At 39.7% G+C, this 15,905-nt stretch carries 14 protein-coding genes; 4 read left to right on the forward strand and 10 right to left on the reverse strand.

Annotation, left to right across the window (positions count from 1 at the left end; all coding sequences use genetic code 11):
* Positions 1 to 4 precede the first annotated feature (4 nt).
* From M3226_RS12825 to M3226_RS12840, 4 genes are all read left to right on the forward strand, one after another.
* Positions 5 to 736: a GTP cyclohydrolase II gene (locus M3226_RS12825; protein ID WP_251565911.1), complete on the forward strand. Its 732-nt coding sequence runs from the start codon at positions 5 to 7 to the stop codon at positions 734 to 736.
* A gap of 61 nt (positions 737 to 797) precedes the next feature.
* Positions 798 to 1,883: a bifunctional diaminohydroxyphosphoribosylaminopyrimidine deaminase/5-amino-6-(5-phosphoribosylamino)uracil reductase RibD gene (gene ribD / locus M3226_RS12830; RefSeq protein WP_251565913.1), complete on the forward strand. Its 1,086-nt coding sequence runs from the start codon at positions 798 to 800 to the stop codon at positions 1,881 to 1,883.
* Positions 1,884 to 1,933: 50 nt separating this feature from the next.
* Entirely contained in the window at positions 1,934 to 2,506 is a 573-nt protein-coding gene (locus M3226_RS12835) for a 5' nucleotidase, NT5C type (RefSeq protein WP_251565914.1), read from the forward strand.
* A gap of 107 nt (positions 2,507 to 2,613) precedes the next feature.
* Positions 2,614 to 3,819: a CynX/NimT family MFS transporter gene (locus M3226_RS12840; protein ID WP_251565916.1), complete on the forward strand. Its 1,206-nt coding sequence runs from the start codon at positions 2,614 to 2,616 to the stop codon at positions 3,817 to 3,819.
* Positions 3,820 to 4,514: 695 nt separating this feature from the next.
* Here the strand turns inward: M3226_RS12840 and M3226_RS12845 are convergent.
* From M3226_RS12845 to M3226_RS12890, 10 genes are all read right to left on the reverse strand, one after another.
* The gene (locus M3226_RS12845; protein ID WP_251565918.1) at positions 4,515 to 5,843 is read right to left on the reverse strand and encodes an alpha-glucosidase/alpha-galactosidase; all 1,329 of its coding nucleotides are present in this window, start codon (positions 5,841 to 5,843) and stop codon (positions 4,515 to 4,517) included.
* 37 nt (positions 5,844 to 5,880) lie between these two features.
* Positions 5,881 to 8,097, reverse strand: a complete 2,217-nt coding sequence (locus tag M3226_RS12850) for an alpha-galactosidase (RefSeq protein WP_251565920.1) — start codon at positions 8,095 to 8,097, stop codon at positions 5,881 to 5,883.
* A 21-nt stretch (positions 8,098 to 8,118) separates the two neighbouring features.
* Positions 8,119 to 8,949: a carbohydrate ABC transporter permease gene (locus M3226_RS12855; protein WP_251565922.1), complete on the reverse strand. Its 831-nt coding sequence runs from the start codon at positions 8,947 to 8,949 to the stop codon at positions 8,119 to 8,121.
* Positions 8,949 to 9,881 (reverse strand): carbohydrate ABC transporter permease, encoded by a 933-nt coding sequence (locus tag M3226_RS12860; RefSeq protein ID WP_251565924.1) that lies wholly within the window; start codon positions 9,879 to 9,881, stop codon positions 8,949 to 8,951. The genes M3226_RS12855 and M3226_RS12860 overlap by 1 nt, the downstream gene beginning before the upstream one ends.
* Positions 9,882 to 9,970: 89 nt before the next feature.
* Entirely contained in the window at positions 9,971 to 11,236 is a 1,266-nt protein-coding gene (locus M3226_RS12865) for an ABC transporter substrate-binding protein (protein ID WP_251565926.1), read from the reverse strand.
* Positions 11,237 to 11,584: 348 nt separating this feature from the next.
* Complete coding sequence (locus M3226_RS12870; RefSeq protein WP_251565929.1) at positions 11,585 to 12,613, reverse strand: LacI family DNA-binding transcriptional regulator; 1,029 nt, start codon at positions 12,611 to 12,613, stop codon at positions 11,585 to 11,587.
* A 378-nt stretch (positions 12,614 to 12,991) separates the two neighbouring features.
* Positions 12,992 to 13,216 carry a hypothetical protein gene (locus M3226_RS12875; protein WP_251565931.1) on the reverse strand — a complete coding sequence of 75 codons (225 nt, stop codon included), beginning with the start codon at positions 13,214 to 13,216 and terminating at the stop codon, positions 12,992 to 12,994.
* A gap of 171 nt (positions 13,217 to 13,387) precedes the next feature.
* Positions 13,388 to 14,755 carry a PTS galactitol transporter subunit IIC gene (locus M3226_RS12880; RefSeq protein WP_251565933.1) on the reverse strand — a complete coding sequence of 456 codons (1,368 nt, stop codon included), beginning with the start codon at positions 14,753 to 14,755 and terminating at the stop codon, positions 13,388 to 13,390.
* 27 nt (positions 14,756 to 14,782) lie between these two features.
* On the reverse strand, positions 14,783 to 15,058 hold the full coding sequence (locus M3226_RS12885) for a PTS sugar transporter subunit IIB (protein WP_251565934.1): 276 nt from the start codon (positions 15,056 to 15,058) through the stop codon (positions 14,783 to 14,785).
* Between the two features lie 63 nt (positions 15,059 to 15,121).
* A complete protein-coding gene (locus M3226_RS12890) occupies positions 15,122 to 15,820 on the reverse strand; it encodes an L-fuculose-phosphate aldolase (protein ID WP_251565935.1) in 699 nt (232 codons plus the stop codon).
* Between the last annotated feature and the right edge of the window lie 85 nt (positions 15,821 to 15,905).

The raw sequence follows: 15,905 nt of genomic DNA on the forward strand, positions 1-15,905 counted from the left end.
GATCATGGAACAAGTTCAATTAAAGGCGGATGTCCTTTCATTATTAGAGGATAAAATAAAATTGATTAAAAAAGGCGATGAGGCCATCTATCTGGTCGGTCCAATTAAGCTGCCAGTTAATTTATACGGGGAAACGATTGAATTTAAATGGTACAGCTGGTTGAAAACCGAGTATGTTACAGAAGATTTCCAACAAGTCATCCAGCACTTATCTTCTGCTAAATTAGCGGAATTTCAACAATCAAGTGTCCTTGTTTACGGAGATTTTGAATACGGAGATGATGCCTTGATACGGATGCACTCCATCTGCCACACTGGCGATATCTTTGGCAGCAAGCGCTGCGATTGCGGCTTCCAGCTTAGACAGTCGATGAAAATGATTATCGAGCATGGTACAGGGGCCTTATTCTACCTCGCTAATCACGAAGGCAGAGGAATTGGTTTATTTAGCAAGGCGATGGCCTACATTCTTCAAGAAAATGGATATGATACAGTTGAGGCGAATGAAGGGTTAGGTTTTGCTGATGATACTAGAAACTATGATGACGCAATTGAGGTATTAAAGGCACTACGCTCAAAGCCAGTTACACTGATAACCAACAATCCGAAAAAACTGAAAGCCTTGAAAAATGCCGGTGCCCCACTTTCAGGCAGAACTCCTTTATGGGGCGACGTTTCTGAGTACAACGAGAAATATTTAAAGACAAAAGTTAATAAATCTGGACATTTAGAGTAGCTGGATAAAGCTTGAGAAACAGGATGGTATGAATACCGTCCTAGTAGGAGGATATAGGTTTATGAATGATGAATTTTATATGCAATTGGCATTAAAAAATGCCCAAGCCATGAAAGGTCAGACTGACCCGAATCCGCTAGTTGGCGCAGTGATTGTGAATGGCAACCGTATTCTAGGGGTCGGGGCTCATATGAAAGCCGGCGAGCCGCATGCTGAAATCCATGCTCTTCGAATGGCAGGGGATCATGCCAAGGGAGCGACCATCTATGTAACACTTGAGCCTTGTTCCCACCATGGCAGAACAGGCCCTTGTGCGGTTGCACTTGTCGAGGCCGGAGTTAAAAAAGTGGTCATCGCGACGTTAGATCCAAATCCTGTTGTCGCAGGAAACGGTGTGAAAATCCTTAAAGATGCAGGAATTGAAGTCGTGATTGGGGTTCGTGAGGAAGAATCCCGCCAAATGAATGAAGTATTTAATAAATTCATCGTCGAGAAGAAACCATTTGTCACCTTAAAAGCAGCCACCACTCTCGATGGCAAAACCGCTACCTATACAGCTAACAGCAAGTGGATTACCGCTCCTGATGCACGCCGCGATGTACATCAGTTAAGAAGTGAAAATATGGCGATCCTTGTCGGGGTCAATACAGTGGTTGAAGACAATCCTGAACTAACCTCAAGAATTCCTAATGGACGGAACCCAATTCGGGTGATATTAGATTCAAAGCTCAGAATTCCTTTGTATGCTAAGGTGGTAACCGATCAGCAGGCAGATACTTGGGTTTTTACTAGTGAAAATTACGACAAAGAGAAACGAAACCAGTTAGAAGAACAAGGCATCTCCGTCTTTGTAACCAGCGGCTCAAGCCAAGTTGATCCGGAAGATGTGATGAAGACCCTCGGGGAAAAGCTTGTGTCTTCCGTGTTAATTGAAGCTGGTGGAACCATTAATGCTGCTCTTTTTGAAAAACAATTAATTGATAAAGTTGTCCTATACGTGGCTCCTAAGCTAGTCGGAGGACAGTCCGCCCCTACCTTCTTAGAAGGAATAGGTATTGCGGAGATGGGCAATGCTGTTGAGTTAGCCAATCTAAACGTTTCACCAATTGGGCGAGACTTTAAATTTACAGGATATCCGATATATTAAAAATGGACGGTGCTTGTCACCATCCATTTTTTTCTGAAAGAGGGGTTTACATGAGATTTGGTTTTGATATTGATGATACACTGATTAATCTAAGAGAACATGCTTTCCACATTTATAATAAAAAGTTAGGCCAGGAAATCGGACTCGAGGTTTTCAATGCGTTAAAAAAGGTCGAGATTCATGAACCATTTGGGATGACAGCAGAAGAAGGCTCACAGATGTGGAAAAGTTCATTAGAAGAAGTCTACTACACCAATTGTCCAGCCTTTCCAGGTGCTCTGGAACTGCTTCAGGAGCTTGATAGGCAAGGCCATGAAATTTTTTATATAACCGCGCGTTTTAAGGAGCATGGCGAGAGGACGAAAAAGTGGCTGCTAGAACATGGCTTCCCTGTTCATGATGAAAGGTTCTTCTGGGGAATGAAAGATCACGAAAAAGTGAACATTATTAAGCAATTACATTTGGATTTTTACTTTGATGATAAACCTGAAATTTTAAAGACTTTATCTGAAGAAGCTGTAAAAGTCTATCTGAAGGATCAATCTTATAACCAGGACGTAAATATGCCAAGGATTGTAAATTGGCCGGAGTATCAGGCATTTATAAAGCAGTTAGAGAAGTAAAACATGATGCCTGAACCGGTATCCACACCGGCAAAGAACCTTTAGCTCCATCACAAACCATTATGATATACTAGAAAAGGTTTGTTTTTCTGAAAGGAGTCTATTTAGTGGAGTTACAACATGAATCAACGGCACGCACGAAATCGACATATATTTTTTTATTAATTACTGGAATTGTACTTGTGGCGTTTAATCTGCGTCCTGCCATTACATCGGTAGGTCCTTTAGTGGGAATGATTCAAGAAGATGTAGGACTTGCCCATTGGAGCGCAGGTTTACTAATGAGCTTCCCATTACTTGTATTTGCGGTGATGTCCCCCATTGTTCCAAGGATAGCTAATCGCTTATCAAATGAGATGACGTTATTAGTTGGTCTGATTGCACTTGTTATTGGTATAGCAATTCGGTCCATCCCCATAACTTTCTTCCTTTTCACTGGGACTCTTTTAATTGGAGTGGGCATTGCCGTCGGAAATGTGCTGCTGCCCGCGGTAGTAAAAGATAAATTCCCCGATAAGTTCGGTCTCATGACAAGTGTTTATTCTACTTCAATGGGATTGGTTGCATCATTAGCATCGGGATTGAGTGTTCCTCTTGCCAAAGATATGAATCTTGGGTGGCAAGGAGCCCTTATCGTATGGGGAATACCGGCTGTAATAGCGATATTGTTGTGGATTTATCTGCTTAGGTTTAATCAGGGGGCGGAGCATGCAGGAATCAAAAAGGCTGCATCAAGCTCTAAGGAAATGTGGCTCTCACCTCTTGCATGGCAAATCGCTATATTTATGGGCTTTCAATCGTTTTTATTTTACGTGACGATTTCATGGTTACCTGAAATCTTACAGAGTCATGGGCTAAGTATAGGAACCGCTGGCTGGCTGCTGTCCATTACTCAACTATCAGGGATTCCCGCAAGTTTCTTCATCCCCGTCATTGCAGGACGGTACCGTTCTCAGTTATGGATCGCTTTCATTTTAGGGATATTGTCTATTATTGGTTATGTAGGATTATTGTTGGGTTCATCCTATCCCGTCTTAATCATAAGTATTATCTTTGTTGGGGTTGCATTGGGCGGTAATTTCCCGTTGGCGCTTAGCTATATTGGTCTTCGCTCGCGGAACGCTCAGCGCGCTGTAGAATTATCCGGTATGACTCAATCAACTGGGTATATTCTTGCCGCCATCGGCCCTTTGCTTATAGGCTACTTGTATGATCTGACCCATTTGTGGACGATTCCACTTATTGCTCTAACAGTCGTTTCTGTCGTTCTTACCGTATTTGGTATGTTGTCAGGACGGAATCGGTTTGTATAATAAGCCAACCGTCTTCCTATCGTAAAAATTTAGGTTTCATTAATATTTGGAATAAGAAACAATTGAAAAAGGCATCGCATTTTTGCGGTGCTTTTTGTATTGGTGAAAAAGGTCGCCTATTATCTGAGTTATTCAATATAATGACAGTATTTAATTTAGATAGAGAACCTGTTCAGTGAAATAGTCAGACTTATTGACGACTGTAATTCAAAAAAGTGAGGCCGCAGGGTCGACAATGGCCCTTATTGACGACCGTAATTCAAAAAAATGAGGCCGCAGGGTCGACAATAGCCCTTATTGACGACCGTAATTCAAAAAAATAAGGTAGCAAGGTCGACAATAGCCCTTATTGACGACCCTAATTCAAAAATATGAGATGGCACGGTAGACAATAAACAATAACTATTTCACATTTTTTTCGTCGACATATTTACCGGTGCCCCATACTCTTACTGCTGGCTCTTTTAAATTTAATTAAACGTTTGATTAATTTTTCTAACCCAAATGTACCATGGGATCCAAGGATTAAATGTTTGATTAGTTTGTTCAGTATAAAAAAACCTTGCCATATCAGCAAGGTTTCCCTATGTTTCTTAAATATGTGCCTTATCATCAATTTTAACGCTAGTACTATGCTCTATTTTTAAACCCAAAATGATGATCGCAAATTCAAACATAAAATCCTCCCAGCCACTTTAAACCGTTAGGGCTGCATCTTCACCTTTTTTGAATTCGGGAAGCCATTCCCCATGTGCCTCAATTAAATCATCGCATAGCGAAACAATATCATCGAGCGATAATTCTGCTGCCGTATGTGGGTCTAACATAGCGGCTTGATAAATATATTCGCGCTTCCGTGTAATCGCCGCCTCAATGGTTAACAGCTGCGTATTAATATTCGTACGATTTAAGGCAGCAAGCTGCTCCGGAAGATCCCCTACATAGGTTGGAGTGATGCCGCTTCGGTCGGCAATACACGGAACTTCCACACAGGCTTTTTCAGGAAGATTGCTAATTAATCTGCCCGTATTCAGAACATTGCCGCCGAATTTAAATGGAATGTTAGTCTCAATAGCTTCAATAATTCTGGAACCATATTCTTTAGAGCGGACATGATCTAATGCCTTGTTGTTAACTAAATCCTCTCTCATCGTTTCCCACCGTTGGATTTGTTCTTCACAGCGGCGCGGATATTCATCAAGCGGTATATTAAATCTTTCAATTAACTCCGGATATCTGGATTTAATAAAGTAAGGATGATACTCAGCATTATGTTCAGAGGATTCCGTTACATAGTAGCCAAACTTATCCATCAATTCAAACCGCACCATATCATGATGTTTCGTTTTTTGCTTTTCTCTTGCCCTTCTCTTAATCTCGGGATAAAGGTCTTCCCCATTTCTTTTCACTTCCAGCAGCCAAGCCATATGGTTGATGCCGGCAATCTTTTCTTGAATCCCTTCAGGATCCATTTCAAGCGACTTAAATAAATCTTTTGTACACACTTGAACACTATGACACAAGCCGACAGTTTTTATAGACGTAAAACGATTCATCACACCTGTTAAAACGGCCATCGGATTCGTGTAGTTTAAGAAAAGAGCATCGGGGCATACCTCTTCCATGTCCTTTGCAAAATCAAGCATCACTGGGATCGTTCTAAGATTACGGAAAATACCGCCAATACCGACCGTATCCGCTATCGTCTGGCGAAGCCCATATTTCTTAGGAATTTCAAAATCGATGACGGTACTTGGACGATAACCGCCGACTTGAATGGCATTAATGACGTATTTTGCCCCCCTTAAGGCATCCTTACGATTTAGATAAGCCTTAATCTCAATATTTTTATTTAAACTTTCCTTTAAATTTTGGAGCATATTCTCAGAATCTCTTAATCTTTGTTCGTCGATATCAAAAAGGGCAAACTCAAATCCTTCTAACGCAGGAACAAGCATGCAGTCCCCAAGAACATTTTTTGCAAATACCGTACTTCCCGCACCTAAAAATGTAATTTTTGACATGTTATTTCCTCCCTATCTTCTGTAATTTACTATTTTATTAGGATAAGCTTGTCAGTATGAAAATCTGCGAAGTATAGTCCCCCCATTGCAGGGACCCAGAAACAGCTTGATCCAGCTGAATACCAGCATTCATCAGTTCATCCCCATAAAAAGAGCCATGTAATCCTTCAATTTTATATTCCACATCATCACGAAGGCCTTTTAATAGGAGTCGTTCATAGCCTGAATTTGGTTTTCCGAGCACCTGATAACGCCCGGCGATGGCTTCCTTCTGATCCTCAGACACAACCATCCAGCTCGTCACATTGCCATCTTTTTCGGATGGACTAAGCAGGCGGTAAAAGGTGCCTGTCTGTAGCAGTTTACGGTTTTCCTTGTAAAAGTTGATTTGCTCTCTTACTTTCATTTGTTCTTCCTCTGACATTTTCGTTACATCCAGTTCATAGCCAAATGCACCAAAATAAGCAACATTCGCTCTTGTTTCAAGGCTTGTCACTCTGCCAACCTGGTGGTTTGGTACCGCAGATACATGGGCCCCCATCGAACTTAATGGATATACAAAGGAAGTACCGTACTGAATTTTCAAGCGCTCAACGGCATCGGTATCATCACTCGTCCAAGCCTGTGGAGCATAATAAAGAAGTCCCGGATCAAAGCGGCAGCCTCCGCTCGCACATGATTCAAAAAGGACATCAGGAAATTCAGTAGTCAGTCTTTCATATAAATCATAAACACCTAAAATATAACGGTGCGCCACTTCCCGCTGCCGATCAGCAGGAAGCACTGCTGATCCGATTTCCGTCATATACCGGTTCATATCCCATTTCACATAAGATATCGGAGCTTCACCCAAGACCTTTGCCATCATTCCATATATGTAATCCACGACATCCTTCCGGGAAAAGTCGAGAACATATTGGTTTCTTCCGTGCGACTGCCGTCTATTTGGCACGTGAAGAATCCAGTCTGGATGATTGCTGTACAACTCACTAATTTTCGACACCATTTCGGGTTCAAACCACAATCCAAACTGTAAGCCTAATTCATTGATTTTTTCCGCAAGGCCAGTGATTCCATTTGGAAGTTTTCGTTTATCAACAAACCAATCTCCAAGGGAGGTGGTGTCATCATCACGCTTACCAAACCAACCATCATCTAATACAAATAATTCAATCCCTAATTCTTTAGAGGCTTCCGCCATTTCTAGAATTTTCTGCTCATTGAAATCAAAATACGTACCTTCCCAGTTATTGATTAATACCGGTCTTTCCTGATCGCGCCATTTCCCCCTGGCAAGTCTGGACCTGTACAATGAATGATATGTTTGACTCATTCCATTTAATCCACTATCTGAGTAAACCATGACGACCTCCGGTGTTTGAAAACTTTCACCGCTTCGAAGCAGCCAATTGAAATCAAATGGATGGATTCCCATCGTGATTCGGGAAACATCGTAATAATCCACTTCAACCTGGGCAAGGAAATTACCGCTATAGACCAGACTAAAACCATACACTTCCCCTTGATGTTCATTGGTATCAGGGCGCTTTAACGCAAGGAATGGATTTTGCTGGCCGCTGCTGGTTCCTCTTAAACTGGAGATGCTTTGAATTCCAGACTCTAGCTTTCTCGTTTTTACATGGCGCTCTCTTGCCCATGCACCAGATAATTGGACCATCTCAAAATCAGCATCAAAGAAATCCACGCTCGCACTCATGGCTCTTGTGAGATTTAAATTTTCTTTTCCATGGTTCACAAATTTCACACTGCGGGTGATGGCACTGAACTGTTCAAAAATGCTATAGTACAAAATTAATTCAGCATCAATTAGATCATCATACAAGGAGATTTCCAATGTTGCTGCTTCATTTTCCTGCTCTACATAGGTAGCTGGAAGTCCTTGGAGCTTTGGTTTACCAGAGTATATTTTATGATCATTATAGACAAAATTGGTCACCCTGCTGCCATTCTCCTGCAAAACCTGAAAAGCAGGTTCACGAAAATCAGTCGTTCCATAAGCCGGATATTCCTGTTTTGAGGTATCTAACGAAAAGGACAAATCCCCTTCGAACACACAAGCAACATTCGCCTTTGCCTCACTTGTATAAAGGTGAGAAAAGGAGTCTCTATGCCGAAGCTTTTTCCCGAAATATAAATGTCCTAGTTGGTTGTTTTTTAAAATATTGAAGATATAACTCATTTTTTCAGACTGAAGGTGAAATTCCTTTGAGTCTTCATTGTAGTAAATGGGCATTTGTGTTATCCCTCCAAACTATTAACCTTTCACTGAACCGGCAGATAAACCTTGAATAAAGTGTTTTTGTAAGAATAAGAAGAGAACAGCCATTGGCAGTACAGCTAAAATTGCGGCTGCTGCTACCAGGTTCAGGTTGTTTGTATTCGATCCAAAGAATCCTGACAGTGCTACTGTTATGGTTTTCACTTCATCCGCCTGCAGGAAGAAAATCGCAAATTGATAGTCATTCCAAATATAAACGCAAGAAATAATTAAAATAGAGGCTGTTACCGGTTTTAACAATGGAAACACCACTTTAAAGAAGGTTCCGATTGTACTGGCCCCATCTATTTTAGCCGCTTCCTCCAATTCTTTTGGAATGGTAGAACGGATAAAACCTGCATATAAGAAAATCGTTAATGGCATAAAAGAAGCGACGTTATTCAAAATGGCGATAAGATGGGTATTCATCAGCCCCATGTCCACGACCAAATTATATAAAGGAACTAAAGCGGTTAATGGCGGGATGACCATCACAGAGATAAAAATCATATACATATATTTATTTAGTTTCGTTTGCCGTCTGGCAAGCGGGTAAGCAGCTAAAGATCCAAATACAATCAGCAAGAGCGCGGAAAAAAAAGTAATAATGACTGTATTGATAAACGCATTTCCTAAGTTCGCCATTTCCCATGCTTCGGAAAAGTTGGTAAATGACCATTGTTTAGGAAAAACCCACTTTGAGCTGAAATCCCCTCTTGCTTTAAACGCGGTTGTAATTAGTATATAAAAGGGTATTAAGTGAAATAAGGTAATGGCAAGAGCAATCAGTGTTAAAACAGTCTTATTTCGTTTATTCAGGTAATTCATTATGCCTCGACCTCCTTGCGTTTAAAGAAAATCAATGTGGCCAAGCTGATGATGAGGATGATGATTGCCATTAAAACACCCTCCGTTGCTGCATAGCCTGCATCCTGCCTATTAAAATATAAGTCATACATAAAGGTAGACATGGATTGCGAGGCATTCCCCGGTCCGCCTCCAGTTAGCGAAATAATCACATCAAATAATTTCAACCCGCCAATAATATTTAAAACCATATTGATTGTGATCGAAGGCATTAATAGTGGTAATGTAATATTTTTAAACTGCTGGAAGCTTGAAGCACCATCAATTTGAGCAGCTTCGTAATATTCCTTTGAAATACTCTGCAGACCTGCCAAATAAATAATCATTGCTACTCCGACAAATTGATAAGTATTAACAAAAACGATGATCCACTTATTCATATTCGGGTCGGCTAATGCATTTATTTTATCTAGGCCGATAAATTGCAATAGATCGTTTAGTGCGCCTCCTTGATAAGCAAAGAAGAAATACCAGATATAACCCATAATTAAAGGACTAATGATGACCGGCAGGTACACAATCGTCCGTGTGATTGCCCGCGCTTTAATACTCTGGTTCAGTAATAAAGCATAAAGCAGCCCTAAAATATTTTGAAAAATTGTACTGCCAATACCGAAAATTAATGTATTCCCGACAACAAGCCAGGTATCTGGGTCTTTTAGCAACCTCGTATACTGATTAAATCCAACATAATCATAGGTTTGAGAAAAACCATCCCAGTTGGTAAATGATATTTTTATCCCCATAAGGAATGGATAAACAATGAAAAAGCATATGACGGCAAGTGCCGGAAGATACATCCACCATAGGGAGGATTCTTTATGAACTTTTAGTTTAACTATCTTTTCCTTAGTCTTCGTGGGTGCAGATTTTTGAGTTTCCACTTCAATCATCAGTATTCAGCTCCTATAAAAGATCTTTTACAGTTGGAGGATAAAGAGGCAGCCTGCTTGTCTGCCCCTAAATCTCATACCAAGTTCTTCTACTTTTTCTGATCCTTTAGACGCATGAATTCCTCGCCCACTTTTTTCGATACTTCTTTCGGTGACATTTTACCGGATAATAATTCTTGTCCAGTCGCACCAAGAACATCCCACATACCGCTTGGTAAATAAATGCGGTCAAAATATGGCTGGACTTGAACATTTTTAAATGTTTCATAGTCGTCAGAGTAATAGTTTTTGGCATCTGTATTTGTCAAACCTGCTGGTAAGGATGTACCTTCTGCAATTTCTTTTACGATTTCCGGCTGTGAAATATACTCGAGAAACTTTTTAGCTTCTTTCTTGTGTTTTGAATCCTTCCATACTGCAAGTGTATGGCGTTCTCCGCCGATCCAAACCGGATCGTCGCCTTTATGAATGACAGGCATTGGGATAACCCCTAATTTCACTTCAGGATTTAACTCTTCTACAGATGGTCCTAACATCCCGCCGCCGATAATAAACCCAATTTTATTTTGAGCCATTAGTTCTGTCATTTGTTGATTTTGAGCGGTTAATACATCTTCGTTCAATAAGCCTTTATCCTTCATTTCCTTTAGTTTTTCAGGGAGGAAGGTGTAGTCGGACCAATTAATATTTCCTTCTAATAATTGTTTCTCGGAATCAGGATTCGATTTTGTAACGAATAATGGTGTCAAAAACTGGTCAAAGTATTGACCAAATGACGATTTATCCGAACCAGCGAACCACAATGGAGTGACTTCGCCTTTACTTTTCTTTTTAATCGTTTCTAGTGCAGTCATGAATTCATCAAAAGTGGTTGGTGGTTGAACTCCATACTTCTCTAGTAGTGATTTATTATATGTAATTCCGTCTTTCGCCTGATTTAATGGATAGGCATAGACTTTCCCTTTGTCATCTTTCAGGATGGGATCTAAGGCAGGATCAAGGTTCTTTACCCAATCCATATCGCTTAAATCTTCAACATAATTTCCGTAGCGCTTTTGGGCCCAGCCGTGGGTATCAAATAAATCCGGCATATCATTGGCCGCCATTTTTACACGCAACATACCTTCATAACCATCAGCAGGATAATTATATTTAATATCTATCTTAGGATTTTCCTTCTCAAATTTTTGGATGACATTTGTGAGTGTTTTCTGGTCAGCTTCATTTGTTACAGTTGAATATAGTGATAATGTTACTTTGCCGCCTTCACTTGATGAAGAACTTTTACTAGAGCAGCCTGCAATGATGGTGGTAAGAGAAGCAGCAATAGCTAAAACTTTTAATACTTTCCTCATATAAATACCCCCTGGATTTCCAAATGTGATGGATTTATTGCCGATTTGTTATCAAAAACTACTTTCAAAATAACAATAATTACTAGACAAGTTCACTTGAGCATAGGAAGGAGGCACTATATAATATAGATACTCCTTTTTCTGGAGGGAGTCTGGGGTTTATTCATCTGCGTAATATGTGATTGGCCGTCACAAATCAAAATCTATAAAACTCTAAAGTAGATTACGGATGAATAAGCCTCTTCCTATCTTTCTTTCATTTGTTTCATAGAACCATTTTTCAGGATATTTCGATTGTTTTTCTATCGCATCACCCCCTTTAAAAAGATATTTAAGCATGCAGACAGCCTATCTTACAGCACCGCAGCTTTGTCTAATTACCAATTCAGAAGGCAATATCACTTTTAATGGGAGTGTTCTTCCATTCAATCGATCCATTAATAGTTTTACTCCTGTTTGACCCATTTCTTTTGTATGGACTTTTATAGTAGTTAGCGGTGTACTTGTAAACTGAGCAATTTCGATATCATCAAAGCTTACAATGGCGACATCATTTGGAACGGACAGCTTAGCTTCCTGTAATGCTTTTAATGCACCAATCGCCATTGGATCACTCGCGATAAAGAATGCTTCCGGAAATTCTCCCAGTTTAAGCGCCTTCTTCATTAATTCGTAACCATGGGCCATTTGATACTCTCCGATAAATGTCCAACTTGGATTGTATAATCCTTCTCTCTTCATCAGCTTCTCGAAGGTTGTAAGACGTTCATCCTCAATCCTAACTTTCCCGCTATTCACGTGTTCCTTTTCTTCTCCGCCAATGTACCCAATCCGGTTGTAACCCACGTTCAATAAATGTTTCACTGCTATTTCTGTTGATTTAACAAAATCGATTACCACTGAGTCATAAAGGGTATCATCTGGAGAATGGTTAATATACACAACGTTTTGAATATGATCACTAACTTTTTTTAATGCTGTTTCACTAATTCTGCCAATTACAATCAACCCATCAAAATTATGGATTAGTTGATTAGAGCCTGTTTCATGCAGCCGAAACATACTGCTTGACGTAATTCCTTGCTTTAATAGTTCTTCTTCTACTCCTTGACGAATCGATAAGAAGTAAGGATCACTCATTTCTTCTTCTAATGTTTGGCATAGTAATATCCCAACATGGGGTGTTTTTTTAGCAGCTTCCAAATGTTTTTCGGCTTGTCGTTCGAGGATGGTTTTATAACCGAGTTCCTTTGCAGATTGTAATATGCGTTGTCGGGTCTCCTCTAAAACCGATATGGTCTGATCATTATTCAACACTCTTGAAACAGTTGTGGGAGATACATTTGTCATATTTGCTATATCTTTTATTGTCGCCATCTTAAACCTCTCCACTAATAATTTTACTTATCTTCCATAAAATATCACTAAATCATTTACCATGTTCTACCTTATGATAGCAACTTTTGAAAGGGTTTTCAATATTATTTTTAGAAAATTTAGTAAAACCATCACCACTATTACTAACGGGTCCTTGTTAAGTCAAACCCTGTTCTATGTAGTGCTTTTACTTCTCTACACTACCAGCAGGCATAGCTAAAAGTTTTCGCAGGATAGGGACAATTAGGATTTTTTAAGTAAAGACCACAAATAACTCACTAAAATATCAGTGATTTTTTTCCACTATTGCTTAAATCAATAATCAAAAAGGGGGTTGGTATAAAAAGAAAAAGGGGATGGCCCCTACTCGGCCAACCCCTAGATCTTCTTATCATCTGAAAAATTATATGTTTTTCCGCTCACACTAGAATAAACTTTATTTTTTGTCAAATAGTCAGGCAGTGGAATAGTGTGATAAAAACGCTTTAACAGTAATGCTAGTGCCAGAGTAGTTATAGACAAACCAATCCTTCCTGTAAGCATACTTAAAATCAACAAAACCACTGCCACAACAACAAAGGAGTACCATAACCATTTATTCATTTTCTCTGCCTCCTTTTTTCTTAATAAACAACATTAGAACAGTAGTAACGTAATTGCATTAAACTTGGTATTTAGGTATAATTAATATGGGCTCTGCCTCGCCAAAGTTAGAGCCCATTGGTTTTAAAATATATGATGATTTACCTTTGCTTGGGAGGATTGCCGTTTTGATTAGGCGATATTCCCAAGTTTTTCATTTTCTTGATCAATTTTTTTGTTTCGAACTTTCATCCCTTTATAGTACCAAACGAACAAACCGAGCCAGACAATCGCACCAGCAATACCGATGATTTCGCCGTTTGCTGCATGGGCAAACAGGTAACGGAAGTCAGGATACTCAATCGTGCTCCACGTAATCAATTGGCCACTAGGAACATCTACTGATTTTGTAGTTTTCGCTAAGTTCGTTACGATTGGTGCGAAACTTGTGGATAGATATAAGAAAACTGGTGTAGTGACAGCCCCTAAGATCACCATGCGGAGCAGGTTTCCACCGGTAACAATCATCGCTGGTACAGCCACAGAAAGATTGATAATGCCGGCGAATGGTAATACGTTGTTGCCTGGTAATAGAACTGCTAAACCTAACATAACTGGGATTAATAGAATCGTAGTTACCCAAATTTCATTACATCCAGCCATAATCGGCCAGTCAAGACCAATGTAGAACTCACGATCTTTGAAGCGTTTTTGCATAAATTCTGAGGTTGCATCAGAAATAGGTGACAACGCTTGCATGAATAGCTTCGATACCATTGGAAAAAGGGTTAGAGCCGCTGCCCCTTGCACACCTAGAGTTAAGGATTTTGCTACTCCCATCTGAGCAAAAACACCAATTAATACTGCAATAATGAAGCCCATGATATGGTTCTCAGCAAAAATGCCAAGCCTTTGTTTTAACCAGTTAGCATCAATTTGTTTATTCATTCCCGGAATGAAATCAAGTAACTTATTAAGTGGATATAAAAGAACACCAAATAAGTTCATACTGTGTGTAGTAGTTACACCTGGGATTTGGGTTAATTTTTGAATTTGCTTTTGGTTAACATCACTTATTTTAAGCTCCAGCACCATTTGTAGGGCTGCCACAACAAAGGCTAATACAACGCTGCCGGAAATGGCTGATACGATAACCGCCGTTAAAATTTTTCCCCATACATTCCATAAATCTACGTTTAACGTATTCGTCTGTTTAGTGGCTAACATGACTATATTGATGCCGATTTGCAAAGGAAACATTAAGAAGGCAAGGGGCCATGCCCATGCCAGCGCAGCTAATGCTGTCCAACCGCCGTCAATGGCATTTAACTCAATGCCTGTATTTTTAACAAATTGCTGGGCTGCAGGTCCAATAGAACCCATCATAAAGCCGATAATTAAGCTCATTCCTACGAAGGCAACGCCTAACGTAATACCTGATGAAAATGCATCTCTGAATTTCATTTTCACGATAAGGCCGACAATAATCATAATGATCGGAACAAAAACTGGCGCACCCATATCTAGTATATATTGGAAGATAGATTGAATAATATTCATTTATAACCCTCCTATTCTATTCTTAGTTTATCGAAGAGCATCAATTACTTTTTGTAATTCCTTATCCATACCAACACCCGTTAAGAAGGCAATACCATTACAGACTGGGATCGCGTATTCTTTTTCAGGCTTCGTAATCGCAATATATACAGAGGCATTTTTTACATACATGTCAAGAGATTTAATATCAACCGCATCGACTTGGGCTGGAACATTCTTTTCTTTTAACAATCTTTGCACCTTAGAAGCAACCGTTTGGGATGTAGCAACACCTGAACCACACGCAACAATAACTCGTTTCATTATAAATTCCTCCCCAATATTAAATAAGTTATAGTAATTTTTTCAGAAAACTCACAATACTAATTATAGATTCGACTTTTTTACTTGACCATAGCCTTTAAAACGATCGACCATCATTTCCATTTCCTCATCATCTAGAATCACTGGTTCCCCAATCGACTTTGCCTGCCAATATAACCGAGCACAGAATTCCAGCTGCTCTGTAATCGCAAAGGCTTCATCTAATGTTTTACCGACTACATTAATTCCATGATTTGCTAGAAGAACTGCTTTTCTGCCTTCCATTGCTTTTAATGCATTTTCAGCCAGTTCCGTCGTTCCGTAAGTAGCATACTCCGCACATTTAATATCTTTTCCCCCCGCATGGGCAACAAGATAATCGACTGCGGGTAAATTCCATCTCAAGCAGGAAATGGTTGTCGCATATAAGGCATGGGTATGAATCATCGCGGAAACATCATCACGGTTTCGATAGACAATCGCATGCATCTCATATTCACTAGAAGGCTTTAATGACCCGTCTATCACATTTCCGTCTAAATCCATAATAACGACATCCTCTGGAAGCATTTCTAAGTATTCAATGCCGCTCGGCTTGATCGCAAGTAACCCTCTTTCTTTATTAAAAATACTTAGATTCCCACCCGTTCCAGTTGTTAATCCACTGGTAATCAGTTTCTTTCCATATTGGACGATTGTCTCTCTTTCATCCTTCATTAGTAACAAAGTTTCAGCTGACAATAGTTTTGTCTCTCCCTTCATTAGATATTCCCATCCTATTCCTGCCTAGTATTTACCTCCCAAAGTTTTCAATCATTGTAAATATTAAACTTGTTCCGTATCTTAA

This window comes from Neobacillus cucumis (assembly GCF_023715505.1).

Excerpts from the sequence above, each read along its gene's own strand:
- M3226_RS12825 (WP_251565911.1), top strand. The coding sequence starts at position 5 with ATGGAACAAGTTCAATTAAAGGCGGATGTCCTTTCATTATTAGAGGAT.
- ribD (WP_251565913.1), top strand. The coding sequence starts at position 798 with ATGAATGATGAATTTTATATGCAATTGGCATTAAAAAATGCCCAAGCC.
- M3226_RS12835 (WP_251565914.1), top strand. The coding sequence starts at position 1,934 with ATGAGATTTGGTTTTGATATTGATGATACACTGATTAATCTAAGAGAA.
- M3226_RS12845 (WP_251565918.1), bottom strand. The coding sequence starts at position 5,843 with ATGTCAAAAATTACATTTTTAGGTGCGGGAAGTACGGTATTTGCAAAA.
- M3226_RS12850 (WP_251565920.1), bottom strand. The coding sequence starts at position 8,097 with ATGCCCATTTACTACAATGAAGACTCAAAGGAATTTCACCTTCAGTCT.
- M3226_RS12855 (WP_251565922.1), bottom strand. The coding sequence starts at position 8,949 with ATGAATTACCTGAATAAACGAAATAAGACTGTTTTAACACTGATTGCT.
- M3226_RS12860 (WP_251565924.1), bottom strand. The coding sequence starts at position 9,881 with ATGATTGAAGTGGAAACTCAAAAATCTGCACCCACGAAGACTAAGGAA.
- M3226_RS12865 (WP_251565926.1), bottom strand. The coding sequence starts at position 11,236 with ATGAGGAAAGTATTAAAAGTTTTAGCTATTGCTGCTTCTCTTACCACC.
- M3226_RS12870 (WP_251565929.1), bottom strand. The coding sequence starts at position 12,613 with ATGGCGACAATAAAAGATATAGCAAATATGACAAATGTATCTCCCACA.
- M3226_RS12875 (WP_251565931.1), bottom strand. The coding sequence starts at position 13,216 with ATGAATAAATGGTTATGGTACTCCTTTGTTGTTGTGGCAGTGGTTTTG.
- M3226_RS12880 (WP_251565933.1), bottom strand. The coding sequence starts at position 14,755 with ATGAATATTATTCAATCTATCTTCCAATATATACTAGATATGGGTGCG.
- M3226_RS12885 (WP_251565934.1), bottom strand. The coding sequence starts at position 15,058 with ATGAAACGAGTTATTGTTGCGTGTGGTTCAGGTGTTGCTACATCCCAA.
- M3226_RS12890 (WP_251565935.1), bottom strand. The coding sequence starts at position 15,820 with ATGAAGGGAGAGACAAAACTATTGTCAGCTGAAACTTTGTTACTAATG.